Source organism: Spirochaetae bacterium HGW-Spirochaetae-1, from assembly GCA_002839375.1.
In the GTDB taxonomy this organism is placed as follows: Bacteria; Spirochaetota; UBA4802; order UBA4802; family UBA5550; genus PGXY01.
In genome coordinates, this window is record PGXY01000007.1 from 384,823 (window position 1) to 401,824 (window position 17,002).

Consider the following 17,002-nt stretch of genomic DNA (forward strand, 5'->3'; position numbering starts at 1 on the left):
AGCAGCCGGTTAATTCCCTGTCAGCAAATATCCTGTTCAATCAATCCACACTTCCTTCGTTTTATAGTATATACCCATTTAATTGCGGTAACATTGTACGTTCGGGGATATATGCATGAGCAAAAAAATATTCGTTCCATCACTCTTTTTATTAACAATTCTTGCCGCTGCAATTCTCCTCAGCCACGGCTTCTACCTGCAGCAAAAAAATCTTCTCCTGACAGGAGCCGCCTTCTCCGTGGCCTCAGCAGCATTTCTTGCTATAACGGCAATATACACACTGCCCCGGGGACATTTTTTATATCTGCTTTTCATCGCCGCCATCCTTCTCTCGGGTGCATTTCTCCGGATACGGAATACCTGCCTTGACAGGGAATTGGTCGTCCTGAAGACACCGTACAACGCCATCATTGTGAATGTCAGTGAATATCGATACCACAGCGAGATATTATTGCGTATACAGACATCCGCAGGAAAGAAACTTAAACCGGAGATTATGGCCCTGGGATATTCCGATTCCACCGTTTCATTTGATATTTCCAATAAACTCATCATACGTGAACCATTAAAAAAAATTAATCCGGCGTCTCCCTCGTTCCATGAATTGAATCTCCTCCGAAAGGGCATCAAATATACGGTCCGGCTCACTGAAAACAATTATGAGACAGAGAGCCGTGAAAGACTACCGCTCAAAAAAAAGATGCGGGCCTATATAGTACGCATGCTTGAATCATGCTATTCGCGGGAACAGTCTGATTTACTCAAGTCTCTCTGGTTCGGCAACAAGCGTTTTATCAGGAAGTCGGTGCTGCATCAATATAAGCAGGCAGGCGTCATCCATGTTCTTGCCGCCAGCGGCCTCCACGTGGGGATAGTGGCGGCCCTTCCACTAATGTTACTGGGACTCCTGAGGATCAAAAAGAACGCCGGTTATTTCACTGCCACGGTTCTCGTTGCAGGATATTTGTACCTGACCGATACACCCGTTTCCCTTATGCGCGCCTGCATTATGTTCGCGCTCTTTGCCCTGCAGCACGGTTTCAGCCGGGACAAAAACGCCTTCAACCTTCTTTTTATCGCGGCAATTGTAATCCTGTCAGCCCTCCCTCATGAACTTTACAGTCCCGGTTTTCAATTGAGTTTTGGCGCCACAGCGGGAATACTAATCTTTTTCCAGCGCTACAGACCCGTATTCATGAGCCGCCCTTCGGTCCTTTCCAACTCGCTTGCCCTTACCATTTCGGCCCAGATTCTGACCATTCCACTGATTCTGATCCACTTTGGGGAAATTAATTTTATGGGCATAGTGTCCAACTGCGTTGTCATTCCCCTGGTATCCCTGATCCTGACGGCTTCCATCCCCCTATGCCTGTTATTCCCTGTCTGGCCCTCCGCTGCAGTGGCTGCCGGTTCCATAATGGAATGGCCCTTCAGATTTCTCCAATGGAGCGTATCACTCCTGGCAGGAAGGGCCTCACACTTCAGCGTCGGGGGAAACCTGGTCTTCCCTGCCCTGGCGGTACCTTGCCTGTTTCTGATTCCCCTGTTTTTTACCGGCAAAAAAAAGAGGATAGCTGCCGCTGCATCGTGTGTACTGTATGTATTTCTGTGGATTTTTTTCATCGGGAAGGCAGGGACGGCTCAGGGAGAAATCACTATGGTGAGGCATGGCAGGGGTATCTGCCTTTTTATGCGGGAAAAAGAGAAAGGATGCATCATCGGTGATATTCCCGATAGCGCCACGGCCGAAAGCCTGAAACAGTGCATCAATGAATCATCAGTAATTGACCTGTCCCTGTATATTAACAGGCCCGATTTCTTAAATATGAAATACTACGCAGGGATTACGAGACAGTTACCGGTCAGTACCTGCACTTTGGACAGTTCATTCCGGCTTTCCAGGCAGATGAACTATTTCCTGAGGTTGATTGAAAAGGATGATATTATATTTAAAATAGCCAATCTGCAGGCAAATGAAAGGTGTATTATAGAGGATTACAAAAAAACAATCTCATCACCAATTAATATTGACTCGGAGAAGATGATCATATATATATACTCAACATATAAGAAGCGGCAAAGGGAAGATGCGGAAATAATGGCAGTATTCCCGATTCCGCTCAAAATAATTAAAATCAAGAATGAGAAACCACGGCAGCCTGCGGGCGGCCAATTAAATAAGGGTAATGACAATACAGCAAAAAACATCCCAGGCCAGAAAGAACATGGTGAGCACATCGAACCTGACTGAAAAAATTCAGAGAGGGGAAGAAGTGTCCATTCGTTTCCGGTATCCCACCGACGATATATTGACCAGAGTCAATTCTCTAATGGCTAAAATACTCTCCAAACTCGATCTCGTTTTTCTCCTCGATACCATAATCACTATCCTGCGTGAGATTATACTCAATGCCGTCAAAGCAAATGCCAAGAGGCTTTTTTTCGAAAAACTCGAACTGGATATCACTGATCAAAAAGTATATACCAACGGCATGAAGATATTCAAGGATACCGTCATCAATGACCTCGAAAGTATCAGCGAAGACATGAACAACAGTAAATACAGCATCACCATGCGTATTAAAAAACTGGAATCCGGCGTCCGCATATCCATTACGAATAATATAAAAATCCTCCCCGATGAACTGGATCGCATAAATTTTCGTATTGAAAAAGCCATGGAAAGCCAGGACTTTACCGAAGCCTATGAAACCGTGTATGATCCATCAGAAGGTGCGGGCCTGGGCATTATCCTCACCATTCTTCTTCTTAAAAACGCCGGCATCAATCCGGAATTTTACAGCATTACACAGGAAGAGGGAACCATTACCACATCACTGCTGATCCCCTACATTCTAAGACCCATGGAGACCATCACCTCCATAAAAAAACAAATACTGGAACAGGTGGATGCCCTCCCCACATTTCCGGAAAATATCCTCGAGCTGCAGGCCCTGTGCAATAATTCCGAGGCCTCCATCGATGAAATAGCATCGCGCATCATCGTGGACCCGTCACTGACCGCCGATGTTCTGAAGATATCCAACTCGGCCGGATTCATCACGGGGAAACGGATTAAAAGCGTCAATGAGTCCATCATGATAATCGGGCTGCGCAACCTCAACTCGATCCTCACTGTTGCGGCGGCACGGAAGATATTGGATAAACGCTATAAAAAATTCGAACAGATATGGAGCCACTGTAATAAAACGGCATTTTATGCCCGCACCCTGGCAGTGGAGCTGGGCATGAACAATATCGTCGACCAGGTATTCATATCCGGACTCCTCCACGATATAGGCAAGATCGTGCTCCTGTCCACGGACCAGAACCTTATCAACCAGGTCTCGGATCTGGTTGAAAACCGGAAAATCCGGTCATCGACCATTCTCGAGGAAATAGCCATCGGCATCAGCCATTCATCCATCGGCGCCCTCATCAGCAACAAGTGGAACTTCCCGGACTATCTCATCGAGGCCATCAATTTTCATCACTCGCCCCTGGATGCCGATGCGGAATACGACAAAATCGTCAGCGTGGTATACCTGGCCAACATGTTTGCCGGCATAGAAATACAAAAGTATGGTTACAGCTTCATAGAGAATGAAATCCTGGAAAGACTCAACCTCACGCTGGGCGACCTGAAAAAAATCAGCCTGCGTCTCAAAACAAAATTTGAAAAGCACACCTCCCTGATGTAGGATCTCCATGAGCGATTATCATCTGCAGGAAACCGGTAAGGGTACTTACACGCTGATATACAGGGCTGGGAATGAAATACGGCTTCATTCGGCCTATGATCCCCTTGTTGAATCGGAGCGGGCCGTTTCACAATTTAAAAAAGGGCGCGCGTCCCATATCGTTGTGTCAGGCGTAGCCCTGGGATACCATATTGCCGAACTGAAAAAGAGATTTCCCGACTGCCATGTACTGGCCGTTGAACACGACCGGGAGGTGGTAGACCTGGCCCGGAAAGCATGTTCCTCCAATCTTGAATCGGTAACGGTGTTTTCCGACCGTGCCGGGCTTCTGGCTTACTTCGACACCTTCGATATGAGCAGTTTTAAGGGAATAGCCCATTATATTCACCGCCCCTCATACATGCTGTACCGTAAATTTTATGACGGCATGGTCTCGGAGGTCAAGCAACAGATAGCTTCGCGGGTCAGCGATATCCTGACCCGCTTTGAATTCGAGGAGAGATGGATATCCAACATCTTTCGCAACATCCCCCATCTTCAGGAGGCCGTGCCGGTACATGAGCTGTTCGGCAGGTTTAAAGGCTATCCGGGCATCATAGTCTCGGCGGGCCCTTCCCTGCGGCGCAACATGGACCTGCTGGAAAAATTTCATGACAGGGCCCTCATCGTCTGCGTGGACACGGCCTACAAGGTCCTGGGCAGAAAAAAAATCATACCGCACATTGTCATGACCCTGGACGCTCAGAAATACAGCGTCAAACACTTCCTGGGCGTCCCTCCTTCATCGACGGTACTCCTGGCCGATGTGGTAAGCTATCCGGGAATTCTCCGTTCCTGCACCGGGGAGAAAATCCTCAGCACCACATCGAAATATTTTTCTGACGGCAGGGGAAACACATTCAGAGAGACCACGCCGGTCATGGACTGGCTTGACAATTACATGCCCCCCCTGGGAGATATTCAATCCGGCGGTTCAGTGGCCACCAGTGCCTTCGATTTTCTGTTAAACCTGGGGTGTGACCCCATCATACTTACGGGCCAGGACCTGGCCTATACGGGCCGCGAAATCCACAGCAGCGGCACCTATCATAATGATGACTGGCTCCCCCTCTGCTCCCGAATCCAGAATCTCGACACCATCAACCAGAAGGTCATAAGAAAACGCAGCATAAAATATGTCCCCTCCTATGGGGGAGCGGGCACTGTTATTACCGATTTTGTCCTGGATCTCTACCGCGGCTGGTTCGAGGACTCGGCGGAAAAAGTCGGCATAACGGTCATCAATGCCACGGAGGGTGGTGTGAGGATACGGCACACCGTGGAAAAAACCCTGGAAGAGTGCCTCCGGGAATATCCACGGCAAAACACGGCGCCCTCGGCGATTCTGGGGGATATACTAAGAGATTTCCGCGGCCGTGAAACCAGGCAGCTTCACCAGGGCCTTTTAAAGGCAGTGAAAGCCCTGGAAGATATAAGCGCTTTTATAAACAACGAAAAAACAAACCGTGATTTCCAGCAGCGCCTTAACACTCTGATTGATAAACACCAATTAACACAGCTGATACACCCTTTCCTGAGAAAGAGTGAAATGTATATATCCCGGCATGACATGGATGAAGAAAAGGCCGGTGAAATCATCACCAGGGACATACTTACGGCAGTACAAAAACTGATTCCCATGATCGGGAAATGCGCCGGTGAATTTACCTGATGGCGGTGTAAGGAAGAAAACTGATACAAATTCCCTCCTTTTTTTCCGATAATTAATGAGAAACCGTGTTTAAGCACGGAAATATCAATAATATAGACCATCAGAAAATGAATAGCATGAAAAAAATCCTGACTGCCATACTCTTCTTTCTGCTCATTCCCCTGAGCGCCGGTGAAAAAACAGGTTCCGTGATCGACTGGCAGCGGGGAATTATTACAGCCTACGGCATAGCCTCGGTGCGGATAAATGACGAGGGAAAACCCATCAGTGCCATTGATAACGAGCCCATTTCCCTCAACCTGGAGAGAAATAACGCTTATGAACGGGCCAGGGAAATAGCCCTGGAAAACCTGATAAGCGCCATTAAATCAATACAGGTGGAGGAAACCCTGTATATGGCGGATATGCTGAAAAAATACGAATATACCAGGGAACGTCTCGACAGGAATATCAATTCCCTCCCGGTTAATCACTATCCCGTGGACTTCTATCGTTCGGGATGCAAAATCCAACTCACGATCGGAGATCTGATCTCGGTATTCCCCTACTCTTATCCCCGGGAAGACTTTCCCCGGTGTGCAAGCAATCCCATTCAGACTGAATACACGGGGCTCATTATCGATACAAGGGGCCTGGATATCGAACCTATGATTTTTCCCGTAATTTTCAATTCAGAAGGCCTTGAAATCTATAATCGGTATTATATTAATATCAGCAACGCTGTCAGATATGGGATGGTTTCCTATGTCCATTCCGAAGATGAGGCGTTGAAAAACAAGAGAATCGGAGATAGACCCTATTATACCGTGGCCCTGAAAAAAAACCGGGGCTGTCCTGTTCTTTCAGAAAAGGATGTGAGAAAAATATTCAGCAGTGAAAAAACCATTGTCGAATTGCAGAAATGCAAGGTAATATTCATTATAGACAGGGATAAAACGAAATGAATCCTGTACAGAAAATTTTTGGCCAGCTATTCGGCACGATTGGCAGCCTCATCAACGGCATGAATTCACGGACCGTCAAGTCCGTGCAGCAGGCTTTCTACTTTTTTATATTTATGCTGGCCATGGTAGGAATTATCCTGGGTTACATGAAGGGCCAGAATGCGGCCAGGATACAAAGCCCTCCCCTTGCCTCCACGGTCAACGAGACCTTCGAATACGATATCAGCAGAGAAAAAAACGACGGCGATTTCACCGGTACACTGGAATCTTCACTTATCAGCGAATCAAAATACTCGGAGCCCGATAAAGTCAAATTCCCCACACAGGAAAAGCTTGAGCCTGAATACCGTGAGGAAATATTAGAAAACCGTCATGGCAGAATGTCCGGCATGCCGCAGATCAATCCTCTTGAAGGCGATTATCGGCCCTCTCCTGACGATATCAGTGATGTGAGAATGCTTGACAAAACGGAAAATTCCGTGGATAAGGAGAAGGCCCAGACCGTGGACCTTAAACCACTGGAGCGTGAAGACGGGAAAATAAAGGAAAAGGAAAAATCCACGGTGAGGATAATAAGGGACCGGGCAGGCACCAGGTCGGCAGACGGTTCCGGAAAAGATTCCACGGCTCCGGCACCCATGGAAAAAACATCGGATATATTTGAAAAATAATGAAAAAACATATAACAGCCATTCTGGCATTATCCCTGTTCATTTTCACAATCCCTGCTATAGCCCGGGATTACAAGGAAACGGAAGATATTATTAATAGAATCCTGAAGAAATCGGACCAGCAGGTTCCTGTTGATAAAAACAGCGTGGTAAAGGACGAGGAAAACACCGAAGGGGAAACTACCGAAGAGCCCTCGGAGAAAACACCACAGGGGAAAGACAGGGACCAGTTCAAGACCTCCGGCGTCCCCGGTGCTGACGCGGTCATGCTGAAAACAGGAATCGAATTTTTCAACAGCGGCCACCTGGCCAGTTCCCTCAAGTCCTTCGATGATCTGCTGAGCAAATACCCCCAGAGTCCTTATGCCGACAGTTCCAGAATATGGAAGGGGAAAATATTCATAAAGAAATACCAGTACGATAAGGCCATACAGGAATTCAGCACCATTAAAGATGATTCCGGAGAATACCCGGCCGCCCTGTTTAACACCGCCGAATGCCTCATGGCTAAGGGACAGCTTGAACCGGCACTCGAAAACTATCAAAAAATATCCCTGCTTTTCCCTGAACATGAGCTGGCCGATAATGCCCTGCTCCAGACGGGCAGACTTTTCATGAGCGCCAAAAACGGCAACCAGGCAATGAGTGCACTGATCCGCATTATACAGGAATACAGAGACCGCGAAACGATCGATGATGCTTACTACTTCCTGGCAAAATTATACGAAGGGGACCCCGTCCTCCGCGACGTTGAAACCGCGCGGAAACTCTATAAGCTTTTTCTTGCAAAATGTGACAGGGGAGAAGAACATTTTAAAAACTCGCCTCTGAAAGAGCGGGTACAGAACGACCTGAAACATCTGGAAAAAGTTTATTTCAGACTGGAACAATAACCTGGCCTTCCATAAAAGCACATGACCTTCCTTATTTTAATTGACAATATTAGAGTCATCTAATATTTTTACTCCATTCAAATTAAAAGGATGCAACAATGAATCAATTTTCCCATATAGATCTTGAACTATTGTATAAGGACACGGGCCTTTCCTCTCACATGGAAGATTATATGGAGGCCATTGTTATCCTCACATCGGACAACCGTGTGGTGCGCGTAAAGGATATTGCCAAAAAGCTTAATATCAAGATGCCCAGTGTCACTGCGGCGCTGAACAAATTAAAGGAACTGCATCTTATCGAATATGAAAAATACGGTTTCATAGAACTCACCAATGACGGCAGGATCATTGCCGATCGCGTGTACAATAAACATGCATGCCTTTCGGGCTTTTTTAAGAAAGTCCTGACTCTGAATCCAGAAAATGCTGACAGTGAAGCCTGCAAGGTGGAACATGTACTTTCAACTGAAACATGTATCCGGCTGCACAAATTTATGGATTTCATCGGCGAGGAAGAGGAAAATAAAGAGGGCTGGATCGACAGGCTTCACGATAGATTGAAATGAACTGAAAACAGTAAAACAAAAGGCCCCGTTAAAGGGCCTTTTGTTTTACTGTATATTGAAAAATATAGAATTTACGACAGTTTCTGCTTTTTCTTTTCCTGTAATTCCTTGAGTACCTTCTCCTGCAGGTCCTTGTTGATGGGGACGTACTTGAAGAATTCCATGGAATAGTTGGCCCGTCCGCTACTGAGACTTCGCAGTGTCGTCGCGTAGCCGAACATTTCCATGAGGGGAACGAAACCGTTGAGTTTCTGCGCTCCCTTGCGATATCTTCGCATTGACTCCACCCTTCCCCGTCTTCTGTTCAGGTCGCCGACTACATCACCGATATAATCATCGGGTGTATTAATCTCTATCTTCATCATAGGCTCAAGAAGAATGGGATTTGCCTTCATGAAAGCGCTCTTGAAGCATATGGCGGCGCAGGTCCGGAAGGCCATATCGGAGGAGTCAACCTCGTGATAAGAACCGTCGAGCAGGACGACCTTTACGTCAACAACGGGGAAGCCTGCAATGATTCCTTCATCCAGTGTTTTCACTATTCCCTTCTGTACAGACGGGATATATTCGTTGGGGATAACACCACCCTTTATATGATCAATGAATTCAAATCCTTTGTCAGGATTTGGTTCAACACGCATGACCGTATGAGCATACTGGCCCTTTCCACCGGTCTGCTTTGAGTGTTTGTAATTCTCTTCAACTTCCATGGTGATAGTTTCCCTGAAGGCAACGGCCGGTTCGCCCACATTGGCTTCAACACCGAATTCTTCCTTCAGACGGTCAACAATGATCTCCAGGTGAAGCTCTCCCATACCGGAGATAATCGTTTCATTCGTCTCCTCATCATGACGAACGTTAAAAGAAGGATCTTCCATGGACAGTTTTCTCAGCGCCGCACCAAGCTTTTCCTCTTCTTTTTTAGTGGGGGCGGCAACTTTCAACTCAATAACCGTAGGCGGAATAAAAATCGATTCCAGGTGAAGGGGATTTTTTTCATCGCAGAGCGTATCACCGGTCTTGGTGAATTTCATTCCGATGAGTGCGACGATATCACCGGGTCCTGCAACGCTTACCTCTTCCCTTTCCTTGGCGTGAATTTTCATTATCCGTCCGATTCTTTCAGGCTTGTCCTTTGTCGAGTTGAGGACCTGCATGCCGCTTCTCAGCTCCCCGGAATACACGCGGATAAATGTCTGCTGCCCGACATAGGGGTCATGGATCAACTTGAATGCCAGGGCTGCAAAAGGGTCTTTTGCCGACGGGTGGCGGGAATGCGATTTCTCAGGATCGTCCACATCCGTACCGATTATGGCTCCCACATCAACGGGAGAGGGAAGATAATCAAGAACAGCATCAAGAAGAAGCTGGACGCCCTTGTTTTTATACGCGGACCCACAGAGTACGGGAGTAATGAGCAGTTTCAAAGTCGCGTCACGTACTGCCTTCTTTAAAAGTGGCGCAGGCACGTCCTTCTCATCGAGAAAAAGTCCCATTATCTCTTCATCAAAATCAGCGACTTTTTCTACCAGTTTATTCCTGGCCTCTTCAGCTCTTTCTTTATATTCTTCCGGAATTTCTTCTTCGGAACGCTCCATGCCGTGAAACACAAAGGCCTTTCTTTCTATTAAATCAATAAGACCGAGAAAGTCCTCTTCCACGCCAATGGGATACTGAATGGGAATGGGATTTGCGTCGAGGTACTTATCCATCTGCGAAACAGCTTCATTGAAATCAGCTCCGATCCGGTCCATCTTGTTGACATAGGCAATACGGGGGACCTTGTACCTGTCGGCCTGGTTCCATACTGTTTCACTCTGAGGCTCAACGCCGGCCACAGCACAGAACAGGGCAACCATACCGTCTATAACGCGGAGGGAACGCTCAACTTCAACGGTAAAATCGACGTGTCCCGGAGTATCAATAATATTGACCTGATAATCTTTCCATTCACAGGTGATGGCAGCTGAGGCAATGGTGATACCCCGTTCCTGCTCCTGTTTCATGAAGTCCATGGTTGCCTGGCCATCATGCACTTCACCCATTTTTCTTGTCGTACCGGTATAAAACAACATCCTTTCCGTAACCGTTGTCTTTCCGGCGTCGATATGAGCCGCAATACCGATATTCCTCAATTTCTGCAATGACATAATAATACTTCCCCTAAATTAGTATAAGGGAACCTCTATAAATTTAATTTTGGAAGTTCCCTTGTGGGCACAAACATTTGTAAAATCAGGTTTTATCATTGCGTCGATAATGAAAAACCTGTTTTTTTAGAGGTGCCCATAAGATTCTCTCATGTTAAGATTCATAATAACAGTTGTTATCTTGTAATATACTGTACACATAAAAAAAAGACCACTTTCACTTGCGGGATTAAACTGAAATTTTCATTGGATAGCTGTGCTCAGTGGTTTATTGTTGTATATTCAGTAAAAACAGCGAACAGAGAGGCATCTTCATTATATGGATATTGTGTGTCAATGTTTTTTTCACTTTTCAGCCAATATTTTCAACAGGTCTAACTGTTTTTGGGCCTGATAGGCATATCCCGATTCAGGATGATCCTGAATGATCTGATTAAAGACCCGCTGGGCATTGGCGTCATAGCCCATTTTTTTATAACAAATCCCCATCCTAAAATAGGCTTCAACCCCCTCCTCGGTATTGCTGAACTCCTCATGAAGCCCCTTTAGAACATCCACAGCTTTCTGAAAATCAAAGCGCTGGTAATAAATCTCTGCCAGTTCCCTGAATGCCTCATGCCGATGGATACCGTCATTATATATTTCCAGATATTCCTGGAGCTCTTCAATGGCCTTGTCCTGAAGTTTCAGCCTGATGAACAGTAAGCCGTTCTGAAATTTCAGATCATCGGCAATCTTTGCAAGATTGGGTTCTTCAACTTTATCCTGCTTTTCCTGTGCAATAGCAACTGTGCAAACAAAACAGATCACCATGATCATGCATATATATAATTTTTTCATTTTCAGACACTCCTGAAATATTATGTCTCTTAAAGAGAATATCGGCAGGTTATTATGAAGATTGAGCACTTTTTTTTACTTTGCATCTGGAGTATTCTTTTAAACTCCGACGAGGGGGCAGAGCATGGCACGCTATTAAGGGGTGGGCTCTGACCCCGGAGACACCGGGAACACAGGAACAAGTCATATGACACAAGACCGGGCACTGTCAAAATGCAATTGACATAAATCCTCGGGGATAACAAGGCTGTGACATCACTGCATAAAGGAAAAAACATGAAAACATATGCCAGCGGAACCATAACCCCGAAGATAGCAGCGGCGGGAAATCCCATGTATCCCGCCTATATTGTGATGGGAAAGGAAAAAAATCTAATGATCGATGCAGGGATCAATCTCCTGGGCCCCCTCTACCTTACTTCCATCGAGACCCTGACTGGAGGCCGTGAAAACCTTCATTACCTTACGGTAACCCATTCCCACTATGATCACCTGGGAGCCCTTCCCTACCTGAAACGAATGATACCCACGCTGAAAACAGGCGGACACAAATCCATACCGTCCCTGTTAAAAAAACAATCCGTACTGGACAGGATGAACCGTTTCAGCGAACTCCAGAGGGAGTTTTTCAAGGGTATAACCGGCGACGAGGATGTGCGCCTGGACCCCGTGGAACTGGACATGCTTCTGGGTGAAGGAGATATTCTGGATCTGGGAGGAATCACCTGCCAGGTACTGGAAACACCGGGACATACCAGGGACAGCCTCTCCTTTTATATTCCGGAACTAAAGGCCCTGTTCCCGGGAGAAATCATAGGTGTTCCCGACTGGGAAAAAGGCGATGAAGTGCAGGTGGAATTTCTTTCTTCATATGAGGACTACCTTGCATCACTGAAGCGCCTCATGGAGCTCGATATTGATTTTATCGGCATGGCCCACGGCTGGTACTTTACCGGTGATGATGCCCGCTCATACCTGGGAAAATCCCTCGAGGCCACGATATCATACAGGATGCTTATAGAGGAATTCCTTTTAAACGCCGGGGGTGATGAGGAAAAGGCAATAGCCATGATCGCCGCCAGGGAGTACGACGAAAAGGGAACAATCTTCCAGGAGCGGAACGCCTACATGGCAAACCTGACAGCCCAGGTCAGGCATATAGCCGCAATTACGGCAAACTGACGCGGACCGCTGTTGCGCCCTTCCTTATTTCATAACCAGGGCGATGGTGTTGTTGACCGCGTCAAGAACCATTAAATAATGGAATAACCCTCCCATCAGTATAAAGACATGGAAGATGCCGTGAAACCCGACCCGTTCAGGAAGGGGATTGGGGCGTTTCATCATGTATATTATGGCGCCTGCGGTAAAACTGAGTGCCCCGGCGATGAGGTATGTTATCTGCTCCGGCGTCATGACTGAAAATATCTTTCCCATGATAAGTACGGCCATCCATCCCATGGCCAGGTATATTCCGGCTGATATATAGCGCGGCGAACGGAGAAAGAAAAATTTGAACAGGGCCCCCAGGACAACCAGAGACCACTGGGCGATTATTATCCCCCATCGCCATTTTCCTTCAAGAAAAATAAAACTGATGGGCGTATAGGTTCCGGCGATCATGATGAAGATGGCCAAATGATCCATTTTTCTCCATATTGAATTTTCATCCTCGGAGCGTTTCTTGGCATGGTACAATGCGCTCGCTGAAAAAAGCATCGTAATGGATATGCCGTACACTATGGACAGCATCATCAAAACGGAAGACTTGCTTGTGATCACGATGAGGATAATGGTCCCGATCATGGATGCCAGAGCCCCCAGTGAATGGGAATAGAACGAGAAACGTTCGTCTTTCCGTATCTGCATAAAAACCCCAATTGGAATATAAATAAATTAACGGCCGGTTTACATATACTGAGGCTGTTGTATATTCTTGACATGCGACATCGGTGTGCGGTTGCAAATTTATTGCGTGGTGCCGTCTTTTTGATAAACTGTTACAGGTGAACCAAACACTCTTCGATAATTTCCTGCGCCTTTTGACTGATGGTTGCCGCTCCGGCATCTTTCTTTTTCAATATCAACTCCACACCGTCCAGTATATCATAGAAAAGGGACCACCCGGCTTCCTCCCGTTCAAACCTGGTCTTCAGTATTGCCTCTTCCTCTCCCGCAACAAGCGGATAAAGGCGTTCCACACCGAGCTTCAGCAGCCTTGCACCGTCACTGCTTCCTTCATGGAATAATTCCATAGTCCTCAAGGCGAGACGCAGAAACACCACGGTCACCGGTATTCTGGAAATGAAACAGCCGGTAAATGGGTCAAGGGCTTCCTTGATATCCTTGCTTTCCCAGGGCAACAAAGCGGCATATCGTGAAAAAATGAGAATTCTCACATAGTCTCCGATTATCTTTCCCAGCCGTGCCGTTTTAATAGCATCCCCGGCGAATGATTCCTTGTCATGACGCATGATCAATCCATCCTTGTGAACATACCGAAGAAAGCCGCTGTCGCGGTACCGGAACAGCACCGACATGAGGTAAGCCTGATCCTCGGCCCTGCCGACAAAGGAGGGAGTAAAAGGACGATACTTCCGGAGGCTCCCGATCAATATACCGTTAGTCCCGCCCGTTACATGCACGCGTTGTACGACACTTGAAACACCGTCATAGGCAAAGCCTTCGCCATATCTGGCCGTCATCTCGGCCTCGGTAGAAAGCGCCTGGGGAAGCCGACTGTTGAACACAAGGGCCTCTCCGGCATCACGGGGCATCTCAAACGTCACATCGGCTGTATATACCGACATACCGATATCCCTGTCATTCACCAGGGCGCCTGCCATCATGCCGAGGTGTACCATGTTTCCCCTGCCATCCGTACCGTCAGCTCCCCAGAGGGGAGTCATGAAATGGCCGAAGGCAGAATCCCCGGTCTCCGCTACCAGCTCTCTCTGGGGAAAGGCCTGGTCCAGATCAATTTTGAATGTCGCCAGCATATTCTCATCTATGAAGACCTGCCAGAACGCCGATATCGCCTTGAGAAAAGTATAATGCCTTCCGTATTCTCCATCGACGCCGAATATTTCAAAAAGCAGGTCGGCCCCGGCCCTGATACCCAGTAGTTTTGCCGAGGGCAGAATAATATCATTCAAAATTTTTTCACAATCTTTTTCGGTTAATACAAAAAGCCTGATATTTTTCAACCTGCAGTTGTTTTTCAGTTCATGAGTGAGATACTCCCGGGAAATATCATGCATTCCTTCATGGGTTACGGAAACAGAAAGTACGCAGGTGATAAAATCGGACCAGTCCATTCGGCCCGTCTGCTTCTCGAAGGTCAGGGCCTCATCAAGCCGGCCGAGGCCATAGATGACTTCATTGCTCTCCGGCGCGACTCCCATGGGGATAGGATGGTCATACCAGTATATCTGATCCTTCTCTACTATCTCACGAAGAGATTCCTTCACCGGGAAGGGGAGATCAAGTTCATCAATATTTTTATTTACCGGCGGGACCGTCAGCAGAACATTGGATGTAAAAATAATCTGGCGTGCCGGTTCAGTAATATGGTCCTTGTTAAGATGTGTTATGGCAACCCTGCGTTTTTCCCGCAGGGACCGTACTGCTTCACCGGTATCATCAATATTAAAATTGCCTTCGGGGAAGAATAAATTTCGTACTTTAAGAGCCAGCTCATGATGTGACGCACTGTTTAAAGAGCCGTAAAGATCATCCAGTTCCCTTTCGAATGTATGATCAGCTGCGCACCGCTCTTCCAGTTCATGCATGATATGCTCTGTCCCTTTGAGGAAAAAACGCGCCATAGCGGACCGGGTATCACTGTTCAGAGATTCACGCAGATATGCAGCAGCTTTACCGCGGTCTTTACACGCCGAAAGCGACAGGAGAAAGGCGGCATTCACATTCCTGGCCGCCGCGTCATCATCGGTTTCACCGGGACGAAACTGATCCTCCGCTGCATATCCCGAGAGAGCCGGAAAGTCACTGGAGCAGACCAATCTTTCCATAATAGCAGAAAATTTTTCAGAAGCTGACAATACACTCTCCTTTTGGCGGAAATATCCTACTGAATCAGTTAATCAGAATTTTCCTTCATGGTCAATTGAATTTTTCCATTCTCAATTATCACCCCGTTCTATCCTTTACTTACCGGTGCAATGATCCGATACTATATTAGGGACTTTGTGCCCGCGAGGAGTGTAAACATGGAAACGGAAAATAGTATCTTTAATAATCATAAAGGCGCCGTAAGGGTCATAACGGGGGTCCTGCTTACGGCATTCTTCACGGTTTTTATCTCTCTTCAGCCCGCTCCAGCCCAGACTGAAAAAGTAAAAAAAACCGCTGCGGACAAAAACACAGGCACGGCAGTAACCGTGCCGAAACCGGCGGTTAAGGACACTAAAACCAAGGCCGCACCGGATACCACAGCAAAGGCGGCAAAGCCCCAGGAAAAAAAAGCTCCTCCGACAAAGGAAGAAATTGAAAAAAAGGAAAAAGAAGCGCAAATCGAGCACGATAAAAAAATGCAGAAATGGATTCGTGACACACTGGCCTTCGGTGTCCATAAGGACCGGAAGGAAGCCATAGTCCAGATCCTGACCATCAAGGACCAGGGCCTGAAAGAAGAACTGGTCAATGATCTGGTCGAACTGCTCAAAACTGAATATGACAGTGATGTAAAGGTTAAGGCCCTGACCACAATGGGAGAAATCAAAGTACAGAAGGGCCTGCCTGAAATAACGGCCCTGCTGGACGATGTTTCCATCGATGTAAGAATTGCCGCTGTTTATGCCCTGAAAAACCTGAAGGCCGATTCGGCAAAGGGCATACTCATTGAGAAGTTAAAAAAAGAGAAAATGCACACCGACTCCCAGTTTATCGAGGCCCTCATTATTACCCTGGGAGAATTCAACGCCACGGAGCTTATCCCCTTTGCCAGGGAGACCATAGAAAAAAATGACTCGGCAGGGACCATCCGTGAACGGTTCGTATTGTTCCTGGGTAATATTAAATCCACTGAATCGAAAGATTTTCTTCTGAACTTATTTAAAAACGAGGAGGAGGATGTGACCCTGCGCGCTTATGCTGTCAATTCCCTGGCTAAATTGGGAATAAAGGAGGTCACCCCCGATATCAAGACAGTACTCAGTACCATTGATACCTATCCCATGGATAAAAAAAAGAGGTATTATTCACTCTCTATCTATTCCATTGCCGCCCTGGTCAAACTGGGCGATACGGACGCCACGCCCCGCCTCATAAATTCCCTGAAAAGCGACAGTGCCGGGGTCAGGCTTAAGGCCATCGAGCTCTTAAAAGAATTGAAGGATAAAAGAACAATTGACATTTTGCAATATAAAATGAAACATGATCCCAACAATAGGGTACGAAAAGCGGCGACTGAAGCCCTGAAGGAAATGGGTGTTGCCGTGGAAGAAAGCACGACAGATAAAAACAACACCGACCAGCCCCAGAATGAAGAGGAATAGACGGCGA

At 46.9% G+C, this 17,002-nt stretch carries 13 protein-coding genes; 9 read left to right on the plus strand and 4 right to left on the minus strand.

Annotation, left to right across the window (positions count from 1 at the left end; genetic code table 11):
* Positions 1-115: 115 nt before the first annotated feature.
* The 7 genes from CVV44_15240 (at position 116) to CVV44_15270 (ending at position 8,489) form a co-directional block, all read left to right on the plus strand.
* On the plus strand, positions 116-2,251 hold the full coding sequence (locus CVV44_15240) for a hypothetical protein (GenBank protein PKL37696.1): 2,136 nt from the start codon (positions 116-118) through the stop codon (positions 2,249-2,251).
* Positions 2,187-3,701 (plus strand): hypothetical protein, encoded by a 1,515-nt coding sequence (locus CVV44_15245; protein ID PKL37697.1) that lies wholly within the window; start codon positions 2,187-2,189, stop codon positions 3,699-3,701. Before CVV44_15240 ends, CVV44_15245 begins: the two co-directional genes overlap by 65 nt.
* A 7-nt stretch (positions 3,702-3,708) precedes the next feature.
* Positions 3,709-5,412, plus strand: a complete 1,704-nt coding sequence (locus CVV44_15250) for a hypothetical protein (protein PKL37698.1) — start codon at positions 3,709-3,711, stop codon at positions 5,410-5,412.
* 65 nt (positions 5,413-5,477) lie between these two features.
* Positions 5,478-6,356, plus strand: a complete 879-nt coding sequence (locus tag CVV44_15255; protein PKL37699.1) for a hypothetical protein — start codon at positions 5,478-5,480, stop codon at positions 6,354-6,356.
* Positions 6,353-7,027 carry a hypothetical protein gene (locus CVV44_15260; protein ID PKL37700.1) on the plus strand — a complete coding sequence of 225 codons (675 nt, stop codon included), beginning with the start codon at positions 6,353-6,355 and terminating at the stop codon, positions 7,025-7,027. Before CVV44_15255 ends, CVV44_15260 begins: the two co-directional genes overlap by 4 nt.
* On the plus strand, positions 7,027-7,920 hold the full coding sequence (locus CVV44_15265) for a hypothetical protein (protein ID PKL37701.1): 894 nt from the start codon (positions 7,027-7,029) through the stop codon (positions 7,918-7,920). The genes CVV44_15260 and CVV44_15265 overlap by 1 nt, the downstream gene beginning before the upstream one ends.
* A gap of 98 nt (positions 7,921-8,018) precedes the next feature.
* Positions 8,019-8,489, plus strand: coding sequence for a metal-dependent transcriptional regulator (locus CVV44_15270; GenBank protein ID PKL37702.1), 471 nt, complete (start codon positions 8,019-8,021; stop codon positions 8,487-8,489).
* Between the two features lie 71 nt (positions 8,490-8,560).
* Here CVV44_15270 and fusA read toward each other — a convergent pair whose 3' ends face one another.
* Together fusA and CVV44_15280 are read right to left on the minus strand one after the other, a co-directional pair.
* Positions 8,561-10,639 carry an elongation factor G gene (gene fusA, locus CVV44_15275; GenBank protein PKL37703.1) on the minus strand — a complete coding sequence of 693 codons (2,079 nt, stop codon included), beginning with the start codon at positions 10,637-10,639 and terminating at the stop codon, positions 8,561-8,563.
* Positions 10,640-10,984: 345 nt separating this feature from the next.
* On the minus strand, positions 10,985-11,479 hold the full coding sequence (locus CVV44_15280) for a hypothetical protein (protein PKL37704.1): 495 nt from the start codon (positions 11,477-11,479) through the stop codon (positions 10,985-10,987).
* A gap of 276 nt (positions 11,480-11,755) precedes the next feature.
* Here CVV44_15280 and CVV44_15285 point away from each other — a divergent pair, with 276 nt between their 5' ends.
* The gene (locus CVV44_15285; GenBank protein PKL37705.1) at positions 11,756-12,661 is read left to right on the plus strand and encodes a hypothetical protein; all 906 of its coding nucleotides are present in this window, start codon (positions 11,756-11,758) and stop codon (positions 12,659-12,661) included.
* Between the two features lie 24 nt (positions 12,662-12,685).
* Here CVV44_15285 and CVV44_15290 read toward each other — a convergent pair whose 3' ends face one another.
* Positions 12,686-13,342 carry a hemolysin gene (locus tag CVV44_15290; protein PKL37864.1) on the minus strand — a complete coding sequence of 219 codons (657 nt, stop codon included), beginning with the start codon at positions 13,340-13,342 and terminating at the stop codon, positions 12,686-12,688.
* A gap of 137 nt (positions 13,343-13,479) precedes the next feature.
* Positions 13,480-15,540 carry a hypothetical protein gene (locus tag CVV44_15295; GenBank protein ID PKL37706.1) on the minus strand — a complete coding sequence of 687 codons (2,061 nt, stop codon included), beginning with the start codon at positions 15,538-15,540 and terminating at the stop codon, positions 13,480-13,482.
* 120 nt (positions 15,541-15,660) lie between these two features.
* On the opposite strand from CVV44_15295, the gene CVV44_15300 reads away from it, so the two are divergent.
* Positions 15,661-16,995: a hypothetical protein gene (locus tag CVV44_15300; GenBank protein PKL37707.1), complete on the plus strand. Its 1,335-nt coding sequence runs from the start codon at positions 15,661-15,663 to the stop codon at positions 16,993-16,995.
* The last annotated feature ends 7 nt before the right edge of the window (positions 16,996-17,002 follow it).